General features: G+C 45.2%; 17 protein-coding genes and 1 pseudogene. 9 read left to right on the top strand and 9 right to left on the bottom strand.

Annotation, left to right across the window (positions count from 1 at the left end):
• From CBX98_RS14920 to CBX98_RS14900, 4 genes and pseudogenes are all read right to left on the bottom strand, one after another.
• Nucleotides 1-271 (bottom strand): annotated as a pseudogene (locus tag CBX98_RS14920) (flagellin); the annotation flags it as partial.
• A gap of 263 nt (nt 272-534) precedes the next feature.
• Nucleotides 535-1674 carry a flagellin gene (locus CBX98_RS14910; protein ID WP_109169641.1) on the bottom strand — a complete coding sequence of 380 codons (1140 nt, stop codon included), beginning with the start codon at nt 1672-1674 and terminating at the stop codon, nt 535-537.
• Between the two features lie 143 nt (nt 1675-1817).
• Nucleotides 1818-2720, bottom strand: coding sequence for a Dyp-type peroxidase (locus CBX98_RS14905; protein ID WP_048625862.1), 903 nt, complete (start codon nt 2718-2720; stop codon nt 1818-1820).
• Between the two features lie 45 nt (nt 2721-2765).
• Nucleotides 2766-3251: a DUF2919 domain-containing protein gene (locus CBX98_RS14900; RefSeq protein ID WP_012841521.1), complete on the bottom strand. Its 486-nt coding sequence runs from the start codon at nt 3249-3251 to the stop codon at nt 2766-2768.
• 143 nt (nt 3252-3394) lie between these two features.
• On the opposite strand from CBX98_RS14900, the gene CBX98_RS14895 reads away from it, so the two are divergent.
• The gene (locus CBX98_RS14895) at nt 3395-3748 is read left to right on the top strand and encodes a DUF2956 domain-containing protein (protein WP_065646728.1); all 354 of its coding nucleotides are present in this window, start codon (nt 3395-3397) and stop codon (nt 3746-3748) included.
• A 3-nt stretch (nt 3749-3751) separates the two neighbouring features.
• Nucleotides 3752-4084 carry a DUF4156 domain-containing protein gene (locus CBX98_RS14890; protein WP_081441201.1) on the top strand — a complete coding sequence of 111 codons (333 nt, stop codon included), beginning with the start codon at nt 3752-3754 and terminating at the stop codon, nt 4082-4084.
• 34 nt (nt 4085-4118) lie between these two features.
• Here CBX98_RS14890 and CBX98_RS14885 read toward each other — a convergent pair whose 3' ends face one another.
• Nucleotides 4119-4406, bottom strand: a complete 288-nt coding sequence (locus tag CBX98_RS14885; RefSeq protein ID WP_005380433.1) for a helix-turn-helix domain-containing protein — start codon at nt 4404-4406, stop codon at nt 4119-4121.
• 292 nt (nt 4407-4698) lie between these two features.
• Here CBX98_RS14885 and CBX98_RS14880 point away from each other — a divergent pair, with 292 nt between their 5' ends.
• Genes CBX98_RS14880 through CBX98_RS14865 form a run of 4 tightly spaced genes read left to right on the top strand, consistent with a single transcriptional unit; the run spans nt 4699 to nt 7117 of the window.
• Nucleotides 4699-5049 (top strand): ArsC family reductase, encoded by a 351-nt coding sequence (locus tag CBX98_RS14880; RefSeq protein WP_048625863.1) that lies wholly within the window; start codon nt 4699-4701, stop codon nt 5047-5049.
• An 18-nt stretch (nt 5050-5067) separates the two neighbouring features.
• Nucleotides 5068-6204 (top strand): succinyl-diaminopimelate desuccinylase, encoded by a 1137-nt coding sequence (gene dapE, locus CBX98_RS14875; protein ID WP_109169639.1) that lies wholly within the window; start codon nt 5068-5070, stop codon nt 6202-6204.
• A gap of 14 nt (nt 6205-6218) precedes the next feature.
• A complete protein-coding gene (locus tag CBX98_RS14870; RefSeq protein ID WP_109169637.1) occupies nt 6219-6917 on the top strand; it encodes a M15 family metallopeptidase in 699 nt (232 codons plus the stop codon).
• Nucleotides 6914-7117: a DUF2897 family protein gene (locus tag CBX98_RS14865; protein WP_012841517.1), complete on the top strand. Its 204-nt coding sequence runs from the start codon at nt 6914-6916 to the stop codon at nt 7115-7117. Before CBX98_RS14870 ends, CBX98_RS14865 begins: the two co-directional genes overlap by 4 nt.
• Nucleotides 7118-7223: 106 nt before the next feature.
• On the opposite strand, the gene bamC is transcribed toward CBX98_RS14865, so the two are convergent.
• Both bamC and dapA read right to left on the bottom strand, forming a co-directional pair.
• Nucleotides 7224-8243: an outer membrane protein assembly factor BamC gene (gene bamC / locus CBX98_RS14860; RefSeq protein WP_006741687.1), complete on the bottom strand. Its 1020-nt coding sequence runs from the start codon at nt 8241-8243 to the stop codon at nt 7224-7226.
• Between the two features lie 80 nt (nt 8244-8323).
• Nucleotides 8324-9202: a 4-hydroxy-tetrahydrodipicolinate synthase gene (gene dapA / locus CBX98_RS14855; protein WP_012841516.1), complete on the bottom strand. Its 879-nt coding sequence runs from the start codon at nt 9200-9202 to the stop codon at nt 8324-8326.
• Nucleotides 9203-9679: 477 nt separating this feature from the next.
• Here dapA and CBX98_RS14850 point away from each other — a divergent pair, with 477 nt between their 5' ends.
• Together CBX98_RS14850 and bcp are read left to right on the top strand one after the other, a co-directional pair.
• Nucleotides 9680-10222 carry a glycine cleavage system protein R gene (locus CBX98_RS14850; RefSeq protein WP_012841515.1) on the top strand — a complete coding sequence of 181 codons (543 nt, stop codon included), beginning with the start codon at nt 9680-9682 and terminating at the stop codon, nt 10220-10222.
• Nucleotides 10223-10238: 16 nt separating this feature from the next.
• Entirely contained in the window at nt 10239-10709 is a 471-nt protein-coding gene (gene bcp, locus CBX98_RS14845; RefSeq protein ID WP_005380418.1) for a thioredoxin-dependent thiol peroxidase, read from the top strand.
• 77 nt (nt 10710-10786) lie between these two features.
• Here the strand turns inward: bcp and CBX98_RS14840 are convergent, their stop codons facing one another.
• Both CBX98_RS14840 and CBX98_RS14835 read right to left on the bottom strand, forming a co-directional pair.
• A complete protein-coding gene (locus CBX98_RS14840; protein WP_006741685.1) occupies nt 10787-11860 on the bottom strand; it encodes an AI-2E family transporter in 1074 nt (357 codons plus the stop codon).
• A gap of 1 nt (nt 11861) precedes the next feature.
• Nucleotides 11862-12098 (bottom strand): sulfurtransferase TusA family protein, encoded by a 237-nt coding sequence (locus CBX98_RS14835; protein ID WP_046875522.1) that lies wholly within the window; start codon nt 12096-12098, stop codon nt 11862-11864.
• Nucleotides 12099-12355: 257 nt separating this feature from the next.
• On the opposite strand from CBX98_RS14835, the gene CBX98_RS14830 reads away from it, so the two are divergent.
• Entirely contained in the window at nt 12356-13807 is a 1452-nt protein-coding gene (locus tag CBX98_RS14830; RefSeq protein ID WP_046875521.1) for a M48 family metallopeptidase, read from the top strand.

The raw sequence follows: 13807 nt of genomic DNA, 5'->3' as shown, positions 1-13807 counted from the left end.
GTTGAAGAATGTTAGTGGTCTCGTTCATTGCACCTTCAGCGGTTTGTGCAATTGAGATACCGTCGTTCGCGTTGCGAACCGCCACATCCAAACCACGGCTTTGTACGTTCAAACGGTTCGAAATTTGAAGACCCGCAGCGTCATCTTTTGCGCTGTTGATTTTGAACCCCGAAGACAAACGCTCCATAGAAGTTTGTTGAGCTGAGTTTGCGTTGTTTAGGTAACGCTGAGCCGTCATCGCTGATACGTTAGTGTTTACATTCACTGCCATGGTGATTTCTCCAATTGATTTTCCGGTATAGCGGTTTCCGACGTCTCGGAAAACCAAGTAGTTCTCTCAAAGTTACTTTTATTAACGGCGCTCAAACTGATTTCTTTAGGGAATTTTTTGGATTTTTTTGGAAAAAGTTCATTTGGAGAAGGAATCGTGATGAAGCAGATAAAAAAGCAAAAAAACGTCAAATTTTCGCTAAAGCTTCTTTTCGAGTTGTCGATACAGGCAGGTTTTGCGTTAAATTCGGGCGAGGTCGATCATTAGCCAAGTAAGGTTAATGCTAGGTTTGGCGCTTGTTTTGCTTGTGCAAGAATAGAAGTACTGACCTGCTGCAAGATCTGCTGCTTCACCATTTGCGTGGTTTCTTTCGCGTAGTCAGTGTCTTGGATACGACTGTTGGAAGCGGCTAAATTTTCGTGGATGTTATCGAGATTATTGATCGCGTGATTAAAGCGGTTTTGATACGCGCCTAACTCCGCACGACTGCCATCTACCGTTTTCAAAGCATCATCTAAAATGCCGACCGCCATCTGAGCGCCACCGACCGTGCTGATATCAATACTATCTACCGTTCTATTTACGGTGACATACTTGCCAAGTTCTAACTCATCAGCCAGACCACCACTGAAGGTTGGTCCAGGGTATTTTATGGCGTCCTTGTGGGACATGAGTAACTGCAGTTGCCCCTCTTCATTAACAGACGCTTTCACTTTATCGGTTTGCCCATTAATGTAAGTCGCGAGTTCTTCTATATCGTCGCCAGCTTTAGCTTCTATACGGATCTCCTGCTCTTCAAAATTGTTATCACGGTAGCTGATAACAATTTCATTATTTCCGTTTTGAACCGTCCAATCTGAACTGACTCTTTGATATGAGCTCATTGAAAAGCTACCTAAAGATTCCGGCTGCATGGTCCGTAGGCCAACTTGGACCGCTTCACCAGCCGTTGCACCGATTTGAAAAGACGATGTACCGAATGTGCCATTCAGCAATTTACGCCCGCCAAAGGAGGTCGTTTCTGCAATACGACTTAACTCATCATTTAAAGCAGAAACTTCTTCTTGCAGTGCAGTGCGCTCCGCTTTGCTGTTTGAACCGTTAGCAGATTGAAGCGACAAATCACGCATACGTTGCATGATGTTAGTCACTTCATTCATCGCCCCTTCGGCGGTTTGCATTATAGAAATGCCGTCGTTCGCGTTACGTACCGCGACATCCAAACCACGCATTTGCGATTGCAGACGGTTGGAGATTTGCAGACCCGCAGCGTCATCCTTTGCGCTGTTAATACGCTTCCCTGAAGACAAACGCTCCATGGATTGGTTCAGCATGTCAGTTGCACTGGTCAAATGACGCTGTGCGACAAGTGCTGCAACATTGGTATTAACGGTGATCGCCACGAATAAAGGGTCCTAAAATTAAGGCTTTGAGTATTTATCGACCAAGTAACAGAAAAGTTTAGTGTTTTTTGAAAAGAGATTGGAATAGAAATAGAAAACAAAAGCCCTCCAATTGGAGGGCTTAAGAAATAAAGTCTGAGAACTTACTTGATGGCTAGCTCTGCTAGCATTTCTTGTGATGGAGCGAAGAAGTACGCACCAGTTACCGCTTTTGTGAAACGAAGCATTTGGTCTGTTTTACCATCTGTCACGCCGTACATACTTTCTAGCATCACTTTAATGTTATGAAGTGTATTGCAGTAAGAAATAAACAGCAGGCCATGAGGCCCTGTTACCGTCCCGTATGGCAAGCTATGACGAACAATCTTGAGACCTTTTCCTTCTTCTTTAATATCAACGCGACCAACGTGTGATGCAGCAGGAACGTCTTCTAGTTCGATAGAGTCTGGTTTGGTACGACCAATCACTTTTTCTTGCGCTTTGACATTCAAGCGATTCCAAGCGGCAAGGTTATGTTCGAAGCGTTGAGCCATGACATAACTACCTCCAGCAAATGGGCCCTCTTTTACTAGAGCCACATCAGCGCGAGCCTCCCCTTTCGGGTTTTCTGTCCCATCAATAAAGTCTGTCATATCACGAGCATCAAGGTAACGGTACCCATACGTTTCGTCCACAATGGTGACATCTTCTGCCGTCTCTTCTAGAAACTTACGCAGAACATAAAAGTGCAAGTCGTGACGAGTAGAGTGACAATGAATCAGCACATCAACATCCGTTGCAGGCGCTACGATGTCTCCTTCGCCAAGTTGAGTAAAATCAATAAGCTCTTCTGGCGCGTCTACATTGAGGTGTTGCCAAAACGATTTTGTGAATGCGATAGAAAGGGTCAGCGCCGCGCCTGGCTGGGTAATATTTAACTCTTCCACTAACTTTGGTAGTGCTTTCAGCTTATCCAATACGTTTTCACGGTTTTGGTTCACTTTAAGTTGAGTGTACAGTGCAAATGGCCCTGCTTCTGGCACGATCGCCGTTTGAGCTTGTGACATTGAGGTTTCCTCTATACTTTGCCCCGGTGTGGGAAGTTATTGTTTTTAATTCTTCGAAGGCTGTTCTTCATTGCGCTCCAATTGTGGCACATGAAAACAGTCTTTTACCCATCTTCCATTTAGAAGATAGATCATAAACCAAGCTAATAAGGTAATGGTAAGGGCGTTTGCCCAGTTGAATACACCATGTTCCAGATACACATGATACATGGTCTGAGCCAGTTGGATACCGCACAAGATCAAAGTGATCTCTCGACCATAGCGAGTAATTCTGTTTACCCATCCTCTATCGGGGTGACGGAGCCCCATCAACCACATGAGAAGCAGGCTTGGAATGCCCATAGCCAAACCCAAATACAGCGTACTTGAGTCTGGATAAACAATAGCGAGTAGCTTACTGCCACTATCACGACTTACGCCTGCCATCGCAAACACAACCCATGAACGCACAAGAAACATCCATCCAAACCATAAAATAATCGGCGCTTTTAAAAATCCATGGGCGTCATATTGGTCAAACGAGTAGCGCACAACATCTTCTTCTTAATGTGATAAAACGCCACTTTAACCTATCATTTCAGAGTTGCAAGCCAGCAAAGATGAGAACTAAAGTTCATTTCATCATCTTACACAGGTAAACTAAACAAAGATTTACAATGACGTTGATGATAAACATGAAAAAAAGAACTCCAGCTACCCCAGCGCCTTCTCAAGAAACTCAAGCCGAAGCGATGAGAGTTGCCAAATCCACACAGAAACCGGGGCAAACCAAAGAGCAAACCAAGCTGATCGCTCAAGGTATCGAAAAAGGCATCGCTCAATATAAGAAGCAGCAAAAAGAGCGCAATCGTCAAGCCGATAAAGCGAAGAAAAAACAGCAACGTGAAAAGCAACGTCAGCATGAAGAAGCTATCGAACAAGACAACATCACCGACGATGCGCCAAACCATGCATCAAGCAAACTGCCTTGGATACTGCTCGCTCTGAGCTGGATTGGCTTTGCTGCTTACATAGTATTGGGGAAATAGCTGATGAGACGCCTGTTACTTGGACTTTTTGTCGTACTTCTCTCTGGTTGCACGATGCCTTCTCACCTTACTCATGCTCAAAGCCAAGATGTTCATATTCGCATTGACGCTCAGTTCAACCCTGATCGATGCGAATACAAAGGCGAAGTCACCGGAAGTGAGGGTCACTGGTATAACTACATTTTTATGACTAATGACGCGATGATGCAAGGTGCAATGAATGATTTAAAAAACAATGCAGCGGCTATCGATGCGGATACCGTTTTTATGGTCTCCCCGCAAGATTTTATCACCTCATTTAGCGTGCTGGGCTCCGCTTACCGCTGCAATGGATGACGCCTGAATATGAAAAAAGCCAGCAATTGCTGGCTTATGCACGAAATCCAAGACTGCTAGCGATATCTCTCTCCCGCTCTAGAACCCATTGGCTATCAAAAGGCCCCCAATCTGAAAGTTGATAATAGCCGTCATTATGACGTCGGCCATCTTGAACGAATATGAGTTCAATGCCGATCCCAGGTAACGCCTTGAGTACATCTTGAATTGTACGACGAGGCCACCCCGTTTTTTCGATCAACTTTGGCACATTCGGCCTTTCTAGGTTTTCCACCAACAAGGCCAAATATAGCCGCCTTGCAAAAACAGGACTCAATTCCATTGACACCTCCTAAAATTGTGCTGATTCATTATTTCGTTTTTGCTCAGCGAGATGTTGCGTTTGATCAATAACTCGACTTTTCCATTTGATTTAGACGATTTTTTATTCGATTTATAGTGCATTCATCGTAAATAAGTTACGTAACATCAGTTATCTCAATCTATCTGAAAATATTTTCCACCGCATTTTGTCAGTTTGATTGCTTCTTGATAGGATGCTATAGCAGCCCAAATCACTTAAGTGCGTCTTAACCGCGCCAGTGAAAAATAGAACAAAGAAAAAAGGAAACACTATGTCGATTACCATGTTTGGTATTCCCAACTGCGATACGATCAAAAAAGCCAAAAAATGGTTAGAAGCTGAGGATATTACTTATGACTTCCATGACTACCGTAAGCAAGGCGTTGATGTAGCTATGGTAAGCGAATTTTGTCGCGCTTTAGGTTGGGAACAGGTGCTCAACAAACGTGGCACGACCTACCGCCAACTGACACAAGAGCAGAAAGACACGCTTAACGAAGAAAACGCGATCGCTCTTTTGGTAGAAAATCCGGCGATGATCAAGCGCCCAATTTTAAAAGTGAATGATCAACTTCATATCGGTTTTAAAGCTGATCAATACGCTACCATTTTCAACTCTTAAATATAGGAATACTCAAGGATGACAGACAGTCCAGTATTGGCACTTGCTAAAGATCTGATCAGTAGACAATCTGTAACGCCGGAAGACGCAGGTTGTCAGGATTTGATGATCGAGCGCTTAAAAGCACTCGGGTTTGAAATTGAAGTGATGGTATTTGAAGACACCACGAACTTCTGGGCTCGCCGTGGTTCAGAAGTGCCACTATTTGCGTTCGCTGGCCACACCGATGTGGTACCTGCTGGCAAACTGGAGCACTGGGATACACATCCGTTTGAACCAACTATTATTGGTGGTTACCTACACGGTCGCGGTGCAGCGGACATGAAAGGGTCGCTAGCTGCTATGGTCGTTGCTGTCGAACGCTTCATTGAAGAAAACCCAGACCACAAAGGCTCAATCGGCTTTCTAATTACGTCGGATGAAGAAGGACCATTTATCAATGGTACCGTTCGTGTTGTAGAAACGTTGATGGCACGTGGCGAAAATATCGACATGTGTATCGTCGGTGAACCATCCAGTACCGAAGTAGTTGGCGATGTGGTGAAAAATGGACGTCGCGGTTCTATCACGGGCGATTTAACGGTAAAAGGAACACAAGGCCACGTGGCCTATCCTCACCTAGCCAATAACCCAGTGCACGAGTCTCTACTCGCGATTCATGAACTCGCAACAACCGAATGGGACAAAGGAAATGATTATTTCCCACCAACCAGCTTCCAGATCCCGAACGTATCGGCTGGCACTGGTGCGTCTAACGTCATTCCTGGCGAGTTCCATGTTCAGTTCAACCTGCGTTTTAGCACCGAGCTTAACAATGACGCAATTGTTCAGCGTGTTACCGAAACATTGGACAAGCATGAGCTGGACTACGAACTAAAATGGACATTCAACGGTGACCCATTCCTAACCGATACGGGTGCACTGCTAGACGCAGTTGTTGCTGCTGTGGCCGAAGTCAATGATACGAAGCCAGCGCTACTTACAACTGGCGGTACGTCTGATGGTCGTTTTATTGCTCGAATGGGAGGTCAAGTCGTAGAGTTAGGCCCTGTTAACGCTACGATTCATAAAGTGAACGAGTGTGTGAAAGTCGACGATCTTGAAAAGTTGACGGACATGTACGAAAACACGTTGAAACACCTATTGGCGAAGTAATCAGCGAGAACACCATGACACCAGAGCAACTCACCGGCACCACAGATTCTCATCTGCAATCCACTTTAGTGGGTCAAAAAGCGTTTCTACTCCACCCTGAAGTAGCTGACGATCTGCTAAAGATGATTGAAGCGGCAACAGAAGCAGGTTTCAAAATGGAAATCGCCAGTGGTTTTCGTGACTTTAATCGCCAAAAAGCGATCTGGAACGGGAAGTTTTCTGGTGAGTTGCCAATTCTCGACGTCAACTCCCGCCCTTTAAACAAAGCAGAGTTAAATGACGAAGAGAAGTTGATGGCCATTTTGCGCTGGTCGGCACTGCCTGGAGGAAGTCGTCATCATTGGGGTTGTGATTTTGATGTCTATGCGCGCAATTTATTGCCTACTGACACCAAACTCAAGCTGGAGCCTTGGGAGTACCTTGAAGGCCACCAGCAAGCGTTCTACCAATGGTTAAAAGCCAACCTTGGTCGATTCGGCTTCTTCTTCCCTTATCAGCAAGATTTAGGTGGCGTTTCGATTGAGCCTTGGCACATTAGCCACTGCACTGTCGGGCAACAGTGCCTCGCGCAATTGACGCCTGATGTGCTCAGAAACCAGCTGATTCAGCAAAATAAGACCGACAACATTGCAGGGATTGACGTCATACTGAATAATTTGGATAACGTCGTCGCCAAATTTATTCACAATATCACGCCACCGGAGGTTCTATGATAGAAATACTCACCAATCCCTGGGTCATTATCATTGTAGTGTTGAGCGTGGTCATTGGTAACATTGCTGCACTCAAATACACTGCAAAAATGAAGTTTGGTCAAATGGATAAAAGCCGTAAGAACGATTTAGATAAGCTGAACACGTTGGATAAACAGCGCTCCGCTGACGAGGAGAGCAACAAAGACGAGCCTCGTTAGTTACACACCGACTTTATCTCGACACGCCGAATATAAGCATCAAAAAAGGGACCACTGGGTCCCTTTTCAATTATTGTGTAAACGTATCGCGTAAAGTTCGCTTTGGTTACTGCTTCACCGTCGCAGCCAATACAGGCGCTAGTGATTTCAAAAACTCTTCTTCTACTGGCTTACCAGAGGAATCGGTAATATTGATAGATGTACGGTTGCCTAAATCACCAAGCAAGAATGTGTACTTACCAGCGTCTAACTCCACTGGTTTAACGCCGATATCGTTCCAGAATTCATCATCCGGGGACGCATATTTTGCAGTGATTGTGCCCTGAGACTGGCTACGCTCTTCAATCTTAAAGCCCATCTTAGGTAGAATATTAGGCAGACGTTGCCAAAGCATGTTGTATTGCGCACGCGCGACAATCACAGGAAGCCCGCTGCGGTCTTTACCCATTGTAATTGGGATCTGTTTAACCAACTCTTGCGCTTTACGTTGTGCTTCTTCACGTACTTCTTGATCGTAGCGAGCGGTTACCAAGTTCGTCATGAACACATTGTAGCGCTCACGGTTGGTCGCCGTTACTTCTTTCACTTGATTGCCTTCACGCCAGTCAATAAGACTCACTTTAAAGCCGTGTCGACCATTTGCTTCAGCACGTACGATCTCATATCGGCTACCAATTTCCAGCTCTTCGTCTGGCGAATCCCACGTCACCCAACCCGTCTCGATACGAGAATCTGTTTGGCTTTCAACCGGAATCTCGTTGGCCGCAACCATGTTTTGTACGGTTTGCCAAACCTTGTCTAGTTCATCTTTACGAAGTAGCCAAAGTGTCACTTCACCATCACTACTGCGGTCCAGACGTGCACCAGGAATAAGCTCTAGGACTTGTTGAGGTGGACGAATGTCGACATCTTTACCTACACCACCAGCGTAGTTACCCTGAGGGATCTCATAGTTCGGGTAAAACTGTGGCTGTGCGCCTTGTGGGACATTCCACTCACCCAAATTGGGGGAGTTCAAATACTCGAAGTCATCTTTTGCTTGACGACGTTGATTGGCACCACCTGAACAGGCAGTCAATACGAATACAGCTAATGAACTTAACACTAACTGGCTTGAAAGCTTCATCTATACTCCTAAAACACCGAGGGCGCTTTGGCCCCCAGTATGAACTTCAATCCTAGTAACTCAATCTTAATAGCTCAATTTTAATAAATACCGGCGTCGGTTAACGCCTGTTCAACGATCGGCTGCGATTTTTCAGAAAGTGTGGTTAAAGGAAGACGCAAACCACCTTCTTCAATCAAACCAAGCTTTTGCGCTGCCCATTTTACTGGGATAGGGCTTGCTTCAATGAAAAGGTTTTTGTGTAGAGTCATCAAGCGTTGGTTAATCGCTTCTGCTTCTTCGTACTTACCTTCACTTGCCAAATGGAACATGTCTGCCATGTCTTTAGCTGCAATATTGTTCGTTACCGAGATAACACCATTGCCGCCAAGTTTCACAAAATCGAGACCCGTCGCATCATCGCCACTTAGTAAGATAAAATCTTCGCCACAAAGTTCACGGTGAATTGCAATTCGGTCCAAATCGCCCGTTGCATCTTTTAAAGCCACGATATTATCAAGCTTTGACAAGCGTGCCACTGTTTCTGGCTGCATATCAACAGCAGTACGGCCTGGTACGTTGTATAAAATTAGAGGCACATCACTCGCTTCAGCAATTGCCTTGTAGTGCAAGAACAAACCTTCTTGAGTTGGTTTGTTGTAATACGGTGTCACACTCAGGAAGCCAGCAATACCAGAATCAGCCAGTAATTTGCTAAATGTTACTGCCTCGTGGGTTGCATTTGCACCCGTGCCAGCAATCACAGGGATGCGACCGTCGGCAAACTCAACAGTTTTATTAACGACCTTTACATGCTCTTCAATGGTCAGTGTCGCTGACTCACCTGTTGTGCCTACTGCCACAATACCGTCTGTACCCGCTTCAACGTGGTACTCTACTAGCTTTTGCAGACTGTCAAAGTCTACTTCGCCATCTGCTTTGAATGGCGTAATCAGCGCTACGATACTTCCTGAAAACATGTTTATCTCCCTCATTTAACTCTTTCTGCATGGTACTGTAATGCGATTGAAAAACACAAGAGCGTAAACTCGCTTACAAAGTACAAATGAATGAATAATTATCAGTTGTTAGAGGTCTAGCAACTTAATTGCTCTATTTGGTTTGATTAGCGGCAATATTGATAATCGTGTTGGGCTTTCGAGTGACTTTAGAATCTATCAGTGATTTGGAAAATACTGAAGTGCACAAGCCAGGAAAATATACTCTTTGGTCGTGCTCACCAAGTCAGACCTGAGTGAATAAAAAGACCAAACAACACGCAAGCACATCATGCAAACGTTTTATTCCCCCAACTCCCTCGTTTACTGCTTGCCTCCAATCGTTCACCTCAAGAGCCAACCTGCTTTTTTGTAAACTAAAAAAAGAACTGACTCGATATTTCTCCGCAATATCTGTGCTAACATCTCTCTATTGAAGAAAGGACAAGAAGCTCATTTATGAAGCAACATCTGGTACTTACAGCAGTTGGAACGGACCGTCCAGGCATTTGTAACCAAGTCGTACACCTCGTTACTCAAGCCGGTTGTAACATAGTCGATAGCCGTATCGCTATCTTTGGAAGTGAATTTACCCTGATCATGCTCCTAACTGGGAACGCCAGTAGCGTGACTCGGGTAGAAACGCAATTGCCTCTACTTGGCCAAGAGCATGACCTGATTACGATTATGAAGCGTACGTCGGCGCACGAATTGCTCGACAACAGCTACACAATGGAAGTGTTTATTGAGTCTGAAGACCGCCCAGGTCTGACTGAAAAGTTTACTAAGTTCTTCGCGGATCAACAGATTGGTTTGGACTCTCTTAGCGCCCAAACTATCAGTAAGTCGAAAATTCAACTTGATGCCGACCAATTCCACATTGCGATTACCGCATCAGTAAGTGCGGATTGTAACTTAATGCAATTACAAGAAGATTTCGATGAACTTTGTCAGTCGCTCAACGTACAAGGTTCTCTGAATTTCATTAAAAACACACTATAAAGTAAAGGAAATCACCATGAATACGCTGACAGCAGGCTCGCCAGCGCCAGCCTTCTCTTTGCTCGACCAAGACGGAAATACCGTTTCTCTTGAAGACTTTAAAGGCAAGAAAGTACTTTTCTACTTTTACCCTAAGGCGATGACTCCGGGTTGTACTACACAAGCAAAAGGCCTTCGTGACATCAAAGCTGAACTCGATGCACATAACGTGGTGGTACTCGGCGTAAGCATCGACCCTGTAAAGCGCCTAGGCAAGTTCATCGAGCGCGATGATTTAAACTTCACTCTGCTTTCTGATGAAGATCATGCCGTTGCAGACCAGTTCGGCGTTTGGGGCGAAAAGAAATTCATGGGTAAAGTATACGATGGTCTTCACCGCATTAGCTTCCTGATCAATGAAGAAGGCGTAATTGAACACGTGTTCAACAAGTTCAAAACCAAAGATCACCACGAAGTCGTATTAAATTACCTGAACGAAAACGCATAAGCGCGATCCGTTCTTCAAATAACAAAAAGCCCAGCAAACTGCTGGGCTTTCTTTTGAGCATCGTACTTTGGTAACGCCTACTCTTGTTCGACTGGTTCGTTTTCTTCCGTACTCGGTAAGGCATGCCATACGGCTTTAACTAGTGTCGCCAACGGAATGGCGAAGAATACGCCCCAAAAACCCCACAAGCCACCGAAGACTAACACTGCCACAATGATGGCAACTGGGTGTAGATTTACCGCCTCAGAAAACAGAACAGGAACCAACACATTACCATCCAGCGCTTGGATAATACCGTAAGCAAGCAGCAACCAATAAAACGGAGGCGCAAGACCCCATTGGAACAGACCAACGATGGCGACAGGCACAGTTACAGCTGCCGCGCCGATATAAGGAATTAACACCGATAGACCGACAGCTACAGCAAGCAGCGCCGAATATCGAAGATCTAAAATGGCAAAAGTCACGTAACTCACGCCACCCACGATTAAAATCTCGAGCACTTTACCGCGAATGTAATTGGAGATCTGCTCGTTCATTTCATGCCAAACTTTATTCGCGAGTTTACGGTTTTTCGGCAAAACACCACTCGCGATTCTTAGCATCTCTTCTTTGTCTTTCAGTAAGAAGAAGATAAGTAGTGGCACTAAAATCAGGTATACCGCTAGCGTCGCAATACTGACTAATGACGCAAGTGAGCCTTTTACTACACTCTCACCAAGTCCCAACGCTTGGTTTTTGGCATTTGTCACCACGGTTTCTACAATTTCTAAGTTTGCTAACTCAGGATGACGTTCTGGCAGCGTGACAATAAACTTTTGTAACCCGTTGTACATGTTTGGAATATCGTTAATTAGATTACCGACCTGAGTCCAAATCGTCGGAACCAAACCAAACAAAGCGATCAACATCAATCCGACGAACATTAAGATCACGATGATGACCGACAAAGTGCGCGGCACGCCCATGCGACACATTTTTACGACTGGCCATTCAAGTAAATAAGCCAAAACGATCGCGACAAGCAATGGCGCAATCAAATGCCCAAAGAAGTAAATGGTGATAAAACCAAACAGCAAGATCGCGACGAGACTTACTGCATGAGGGTCTGAGAAACGTCGTTTATACCAACGACTAACCATTTCAAACATCTTATGCGGATTCCTTATTGAATACAGTCAATGTGTAGTGCTCTGATGTAGATTGGCAATCAACTGAGTACCCTTGGGCACTGAGATAGTTCACAATGTCTCGTTTAGAGCTGTTATCCACCACTTGAATAACAAGTTGATGATACTGCTGCGTTTCTCCTTGAAAGACTTCAGCAGCGTGACGCTTTGCAAGTAATAGTGCCATAGGGCAACGTTGTTCACGCAAATCAAGTAACATGGATTCCATTGTATTGCTCTGCACTTATGATAGGGTTGTATTGTAACGGCTTTTTGAGCTGGTGCTAGCACTTCTGACATGATTTAACCACATGCTGAAATGACTCGGATATAAAATAATTTACGAAACCAATTCATTTATTTCCGGTCTTATTGCTAACTTATATCCTCGCGGATAACCAAAACGCATGTGGCGCTGTTGAGAGGTTCTCAGCCTCTAACCACATGCTTATGTATTTTGGAGAACCTTTTAAACGTATGTTAAAACGCACTCGCTCGCTAGTTTGCTTATGTCTTGCAGCTGCAATCAGTTCGCCGACAACTTATGCCAATAGCATTGACTTGCCAGACATTGGCACGGCTGCTGGTGGCACGCTCTCAATAGACCAAGAGTTGATTTACGGCGACGCCTATATGCGTATGCTCAGAGCCAGTAAACCTATCGTTAATGATCCTGTAATCAATGAGTATATTGACGCTCTCGGGCACAGACTAGTAGCCAATGCGAACGATGTAAAAACGCCGTTTCACTTCTTTATGATTCGCGACCGCAATATTAACGCGTTCGCGTTTTTTGGTGGTTACGTAGCGTTGCACTCTGGGTTGTTTCTTCATGCGCGTTCAGAAAGTGAGTTGGCCTCTGTTGTTGCTCACGAGATTGCGCACGTCACACAACGCCACCTTGCGCGCAGCATGGAAGAGCAAGCACGTCGCTCTCCGGCCACATTAGCTGCACTCGCTGGCGCATTACTGCTTTCGATTGCCTCACCAGAAGCGGGGATGGCTGCAATTACGGCGGCAACCGCAGGTAACATGCAAAGCCAAATCAACTACACTCGCGCGAATGAAAAAGAAGCGGATCGCTTTGGTATTTCAACACTGGCAAAAGCTGGTTTTGATGTTCAAGCAATGCCACGTTTTTTTGGCCGTCTTGCAGATGAATATCGTTATGCGAGTAAACCGCCGCCAATGCTACTGACTCACCCACTACCTGAAGATCGAATTACTGATAGCCGTGCACGAGCAAGGACCTATCCACCAATGCGAGTTGTGCCTTCGATAGACTATCACCTAGCGCGTGCGCGCATTGTGGCTCGTTACGCTGGCATTGATGGACAAGCTGCTTTGGGCTGGTTTGAGCGAACTCAAAAGAAAGCCTCTGCGGACATCACACCTGCTTTTGACTATGGGCGAGCACTCGTACATTTAGACAGCAAACGCTTGTCTCAAGCGGAACCTATTTTGAAAAAGTTGCTGGAGCAGGACCCAAGTAACCCGTTCTACCTGGATGCTATGACGGATTTATATATCGAGAAGAAGCAGCCAGAAAAAGCAACCGATATGCTCCGTAAAGCGTTATCTCGGAACCCTCAAAATAAAGTATTGACCATTAACTATGCCAACGCGCTACTTGAGGACAATAAAAACGATCAAGCCACGCGAGTCCTTCAAAGATACACTCATGATTATCCTGAAGATACAAATGGCTGGCACCTAATATCGAAGAGCTACCACGCGCTAGGACGTAGTGATGAAGAGTTGGCTGCGCGAGCGGAAATTTTGGCGTTGCGAGCAAACTGGAATAAAGCGATTCAATATTATAGTGAAGCAAGTAAAATGGCCAAGTTGGGCAGCTTAGAGCAAGCTCGATACGATGCCCGTATTGACCAACTAATGATCCAAAGAGATCGATTCATGGCATTACAATAA

Origin of the sequence: Vibrio sp. T9 (assembly GCF_003123985.1) — a bacterium.
Classification (GTDB): domain Bacteria; phylum Pseudomonadota; class Gammaproteobacteria; order Enterobacterales; family Vibrionaceae; genus Vibrio; species Vibrio diabolicus.
The sequence above is the reverse complement of the archived record's forward strand: the minus strand, read 5'-3'. Positions and strand labels throughout refer to the sequence as shown.

Excerpts from the sequence above, each read along its gene's own strand:
- CBX98_RS14895 (WP_065646728.1), top strand. The coding sequence starts at position 3,395 with ATGAAAAAAAGAACTCCAGCTACCCCAGCGCCTTCTCAAGAAACTCAA.
- CBX98_RS14850 (WP_012841515.1), top strand. The coding sequence starts at position 9,680 with ATGAAGCAACATCTGGTACTTACAGCAGTTGGAACGGACCGTCCAGGC.
- CBX98_RS14830 (WP_046875521.1), top strand. The coding sequence starts at position 12,356 with ATGTTAAAACGCACTCGCTCGCTAGTTTGCTTATGTCTTGCAGCTGCA.
- CBX98_RS14840 (WP_006741685.1), bottom strand. The coding sequence starts at position 11,860 with ATGTTTGAAATGGTTAGTCGTTGGTATAAACGACGTTTCTCAGACCCT.
- CBX98_RS14865 (WP_012841517.1), top strand. The coding sequence starts at position 6,914 with ATGATAGAAATACTCACCAATCCCTGGGTCATTATCATTGTAGTGTTG.
- CBX98_RS14885 (WP_005380433.1), bottom strand. The coding sequence starts at position 4,406 with ATGGAATTGAGTCCTGTTTTTGCAAGGCGGCTATATTTGGCCTTGTTG.
- CBX98_RS14905 (WP_048625862.1), bottom strand. The coding sequence starts at position 2,720 with ATGTCACAAGCTCAAACGGCGATCGTGCCAGAAGCAGGGCCATTTGCA.
- dapA (WP_012841516.1), bottom strand. The coding sequence starts at position 9,202 with ATGTTTTCAGGAAGTATCGTAGCGCTGATTACGCCATTCAAAGCAGAT.
- CBX98_RS14880 (WP_048625863.1), top strand. The coding sequence starts at position 4,699 with ATGTCGATTACCATGTTTGGTATTCCCAACTGCGATACGATCAAAAAA.
- bamC (WP_006741687.1), bottom strand. The coding sequence starts at position 8,243 with ATGAAGCTTTCAAGCCAGTTAGTGTTAAGTTCATTAGCTGTATTCGTA.
- bcp (WP_005380418.1), top strand. The coding sequence starts at position 10,239 with ATGAATACGCTGACAGCAGGCTCGCCAGCGCCAGCCTTCTCTTTGCTC.
- dapE (WP_109169639.1), top strand. The coding sequence starts at position 5,068 with ATGACAGACAGTCCAGTATTGGCACTTGCTAAAGATCTGATCAGTAGA.
- CBX98_RS14870 (WP_109169637.1), top strand. The coding sequence starts at position 6,219 with ATGACACCAGAGCAACTCACCGGCACCACAGATTCTCATCTGCAATCC.
- CBX98_RS14890 (WP_081441201.1), top strand. The coding sequence starts at position 3,752 with ATGAGACGCCTGTTACTTGGACTTTTTGTCGTACTTCTCTCTGGTTGC.
- CBX98_RS14835 (WP_046875522.1), bottom strand. The coding sequence starts at position 12,098 with ATGTTACTTGATTTGCGTGAACAACGTTGCCCTATGGCACTATTACTT.